General features: G+C 73.6%; 4 protein-coding genes and 1 pseudogene. All 5 read left to right on the top strand.

Annotated features, from left to right (window positions below):
* The coding region (locus GWI24_RS41125; RefSeq protein WP_210951130.1) for a class I mannose-6-phosphate isomerase at positions 1–879 on the top strand (879 nt) is incomplete at its 5' end.
* 165 nt (positions 880–1,044) lie between these two features.
* The gene (locus tag GWI24_RS41130) at positions 1,045–1,662 is read left to right on the top strand and encodes a TetR/AcrR family transcriptional regulator (protein ID WP_210951133.1); all 618 of its coding nucleotides are present in this window, start codon (positions 1,045–1,047) and stop codon (positions 1,660–1,662) included.
* Complete coding sequence (locus tag GWI24_RS41135) at positions 1,659–1,859, top strand: ferredoxin (protein WP_210951131.1); 201 nt, start codon at positions 1,659–1,661, stop codon at positions 1,857–1,859. The genes GWI24_RS41130 and GWI24_RS41135 overlap by 4 nt, the downstream gene beginning before the upstream one ends.
* A pseudogene (locus tag GWI24_RS41140) lies at positions 1,856–2,906 on the top strand (NAD(P)/FAD-dependent oxidoreductase). Before GWI24_RS41135 ends, GWI24_RS41140 begins: the two are co-directional and overlap by 4 nt.
* A gap of 113 nt (positions 2,907–3,019) precedes the next feature.
* On the top strand, positions 3,020–4,255 hold the full coding sequence (locus GWI24_RS41145; protein WP_210951132.1) for a cytochrome P450: 1,236 nt from the start codon (positions 3,020–3,022) through the stop codon (positions 4,253–4,255).
* The last annotated feature ends 82 nt before the right edge of the window (positions 4,256–4,337 follow it).

Consider the following 4,337-nt stretch of genomic DNA (forward strand, 5'->3'; position numbering starts at 1 on the left):
CAGGCCCCCGCCGGGCTGACCACGCTGCCGGACGGCACCCGGCTGGCCGATGCCGTGGCCGCCGACCCCGGCGCCTGGCTGGGCCCGGAGCACACCGCGGCGTACGGAGCGGACACCGCGCTGCTGGTCAAGCTGCTGGACGCCGGGCAGCGGCTGCCGCTGCACAGCCACCCCGACCGCGCCTTCGCCCGGGCCCATCTGGGCAGCGCCCACGGCAAGACCGAGGCGTGGTTCGTGGTGGACGCGGCCCCGGGCGCCGAGGTCCGCATGGGTTTCACCCGCGATGTCACCGCCGATGAGCTGGCGGGCTGGGTGGAGCACGGCGAGACGGAGGCGCTGCACGGCGCCGTGCACCGGGTGCCGGTGGCCGCGGGGGACGCGCTGCTGTGCCCCGCCGGGATGCCCCATGCCATCGGAGCGGGCGTGCTGCTGGTGGAGCTTCAGGAGCCCACCGACTTCTCCGTCCTGCTGGAGTGGGAGGGCTATGCGATCGACGGCACCGCCGAGGGCCATCTGGGGCTGGGCTTCGACCGCGCTCTGGCCGCCGTGGACCGCACGGGTGTGGACACCGCCGCGCTCGCCCGGCTGCGCGGACCCGGCGCGGGCGTGGCCTCCGGCGGCAGTGTGCTGCCACCGGAGGCCGGGAGCTCCTTCCGGGCCGAGCTGTGCCGGGGCGAGCCGACGGCCCCGCTGGACCCGGGCTTCTCGGTACTGGTGGTCCTCGATGGCGCCGGGACGCTCGGCCATGAGCGGGGACGTCCGCTGGCCGTGAACGCGGGGCAGACCGTGCTGATTCCGTACGCCGCGGGGCACACCGAGCTGTCCGGGCCGGTGAGCGCCCTGCGCTGCCGCCCGCCCGCACCCGGCACGGCCGGCTGATCGCCGTCTCCCGAGGGCCCGGCCCCCGCCGGGCTCCTCAATCAGTTGCTTTATTTAATTCATGCGTTTTAGAGTGGCCGCGACAGCTCACAGGAACCACGGAGACCGGAGGCCACGGTGACCGACGCACGCACCGTCCGCTCCGCCGGGACCCGCGAGGCCATCATGGCCGCGGCGGAGCGGCTCTACGCCGAGCACGGCCTGGTCGCGGTGTCGAACCGGCAGATCAGCGAGGCGGCCGGACAGGGCAATGTCGCCGCGGTCGGCTATCACTTCGGCACCAGGGCGGATCTGGTGCGCGCCATCATGCGCAAGCACTCCGAGGCGATCGAGGAGATCCGGCGGCGGATGGTGGAGGAGACCCGCGGCAGTGACGAGGTCCGGGACTGGGTCGCCTGCCTGGTGCGCCCCGCCACCGAGCACCTGGCCACCCTGGGCGTCCCCTCCTGGTACGCCCGGTTCGCCGTCCAGGTGATGACCGACCCGGTGCTGCGGGCGATCGTCACCGACGAGGCCCTCACCCGGGAGCCGCTGCGGGAGACCCTCTACGGCCTGGGCGGCTGCCTGGACGCGCTGCCCGCCGAGGTGCGGGCCGAACGCGGCGACATGGCCCGCCAGTTGATCACCCACACCTGTGCCGAACGGGAGCGTGCCCTGGCCGAGGGGACCAGTACGCGCCAGCCGTCCTGGGGCGACACGGCCGGCGCGCTCACCGACGCCATCACCGGTCTGCTCCTCGCCCCCGTCACCCGCCGTTCCCCAGCCAAGGAGGCCCGGACATGAAGATCACCGTCGACGAGGAGAAGTGCTGCGGCGCGGGCCAGTGCGTGCTCATCGCGCCCCAGGTGTTCGACCAGCGCGAGGAGGACGGCATCGTCGTCCTGCTCGACGCCCAGCCCGCCGACGGGCATCACACGGCCGTCCGGGAGGCCGCGAGCGTCTGCCCGGCCGCCGCGATCCGGCTGAGCGAGTCCACCTGACCACGCTGTCGGGCGTGGTGGTGGCCGGTGCCTCCGCCGCGGGGCCCGGCACCGCCGAGGCGCTGCGGCGCAAGGGCTACCAGGGGCCGCTCACCGTGCTGGGCGCCGAACCGCATCCGCCCTACGACCGGCCGCCGCTGTCCGAGCAGAGGCTCGCCGGCACCTGGGCGCCCGAGCGGGCCCGGCTGCGGACCTGGGAAGCCCTGGACGCGCTGGACGCCGAGTTCCTCCTCGGGGACCCGGCCGTCGCCCTGGACGTGCCGGCACGCACCGTCCGCACCGCGTCCGGACGCACGGTCCGCGGGGATGCCGTGGTCATCGCCACCGGGCCGCGTCCCCGCACACTGCCCGGGCCGAACGGCCTGGCCGGGGTCCATGTGCTGGGCTCGCTGGACGACGCCCGGGCGCTCCGGGCGGAACCGCGGTCCGTGGAACGGGCCGTGGTCGTCGGCGACGGAGTGCTCGGTGCCGAGATCGCCGCCACCGCGCGCACCATGGGCGTGTCCGTTACCCTGGTCGGCCCCCAACCCGCATCCATGGCAAGCCAGTTGGGGTCCACGGTCGTGGAGCTGCTCGCCGCGCTCCATCGCGAGCACGGTGTGCGACTGCGGCTCGGCGCGGCGGTCGACGCACTGACGGGCCACGGGGGCCGGGTCGACGGTGTGCCTCCTGGGCGACGGCGAGGTGCTGCCCGCCGAGGGCCATCCGGGCCTCGGCGGGCCGCCGCGGCTGGAGAACCGGACCAACGCCGTGGAGCAGTCGGCCGCCGTCGCCGGGAACATCCTCGGCGAGGCGAAGCCGTACACCCCGATCCCGTACTTCTGGACCGACCAGTTCGACGCCAGGATCCAGGTGCACGGCAGACCGGTGCCCGGCGCCGAGGTGACCGTTGTGGACGGCGCCGTGGCGGACCGCCGCTTCGTGGTGCGGTACCGCCACCAGGGCCGGGTCGTCGCCGTCCTCGGCTGGAACATGCCCAAACAGGCCCGCGCGCACCGCCAGGCCCTGCTCGCCGAGCCCATGGACGCCCTCGCCGTCCCCTCGTGACGGCGATGGACGCCCTCGCCGTCCCTTCCTGACGATCCACTCCGGACCGATCGACGGCCCACCCCCGAACGATCAACGGGGGCCCACTCCCGACCGACCCTCGGAGGAAGACCATGACCACCTCGCCCGTGGCCGACGACGCGTCGGCCGAGATCCCCGCCTTCCCCCAGCCGCGCGCCGCGGTCTGCCCCTTCGACCCGTCCCCGGAGCTGCGCGGGCTGGCGCGCTGGGGCCCGCTGACCCGGGTCCGGTCCTGGAACGACAGCACCCCCTGGGTGGTGACCGGCCACGCCGAGCAGAAGACCCTGCTCTCCGACCCCCGGCTCAGCGCCGACTTCTCCCACCCCGGCTTCCCGAGTCCCGTTCCCCACACGGGCGGCGAACGGCCCTCCACCGACCTGAGTTTCGTCGGCATGGACGATCCGGAGCACGCCCGGCTGCGCCGCATGGTCAGCGGCGCCTTCACCATCAAGCGGGTCGAGGCGATGCGCCCGGTCGTGCGGGAGATGGTGGACGACTTCATCACCCGCATGCTGGCCGGACCGAAACCGGCCGACCTGGTCCAGGCGCTGGCGCTGCCGCTTCCGTCGCTGGTCATCTCCGAGCTGCTGGGCGTCCCGTACGAGGACCACGAGTTCTTCCAGACCAACAGCAAGGTTCTCGTCTCCGCCGTGGCCACGCCCGAGGAGCGGGCCGCCGCGCACACCAATCTGTACGGATATCTGGACCAGTTGGTGGAGGAGAAGCTCGCCCGGCCCGGTGACGATCTGCTCTCCGGGCTCGCCCAACAGATCACGGCGGGCGAGCTGACCCGCCGTGAGGCGGCGGCGATGGGTGTGCTGCTGCTCCTCGGCGGCCACGAGACCACGGCCAACATGATCACCATGGGGACGCTGCTGCTGCTTCAGCACCCCGAACAGCTCGCCCGCGTCCGCGAGGCCGACGACCCCAAGGTGATCGTCTCCGCGGTGGAGGAACTCCTGCGCTACCTCAGCGTGGTCCACCTCGGACGCCGCCGGACGGCCCTGGAGGACATCGAGATCGCCGGCCGGACCATCCGGGCCGGTGAGGGGGTGATCCTCCTCGGCGAACTGGCCAACCGGGACCCGGCCGTCTTCCCGGACCCGGACCGGCTGGACATCGGCCGGGACTCCCGCCACCACCAGGCGTTCGGAGTGGGCACCCATCACTGCCTCGGCCAGCCGCTGGCCCGGATGGAGCTCCAGGTGGTCTACCCCACCCTGTTCCGCCGCGTCCCCACCCTGCGGATGGCGGCGGCTATGGCGGACATCCCGTTCAAGTACGACGCGGTGATCTACGGAGTGTACGAACTCCCCGTCACCTGGTAGCCGTTCCGGCTTCGGGCCTGCGCAGCGGCGGAACGGCCGGGACCTCCGGCGCGGCGCCGATGTCCTCGGGGGTCAGCATGAA

The organism is Streptomyces sp. MK37H (genome assembly GCF_018035285.1).
In the GTDB taxonomy this organism is placed as follows: domain Bacteria; phylum Actinomycetota; class Actinomycetes; order Streptomycetales; family Streptomycetaceae; genus Streptomyces; species Streptomyces endocoffeicus.

Bases quoted from the DNA above. Each gene is read 5' to 3' on its own strand.
- GWI24_RS41145 (WP_210951132.1), top strand. From the start codon at position 3,020: ATGACCACCTCGCCCGTGGCCGACGACGCGTCGGCCGAGATCCCCGCC.
- GWI24_RS41135 (WP_210951131.1), top strand. From the start codon at position 1,659: ATGAAGATCACCGTCGACGAGGAGAAGTGCTGCGGCGCGGGCCAGTGC.
- GWI24_RS41130 (WP_210951133.1), top strand. From the start codon at position 1,045: ATGGCCGCGGCGGAGCGGCTCTACGCCGAGCACGGCCTGGTCGCGGTG.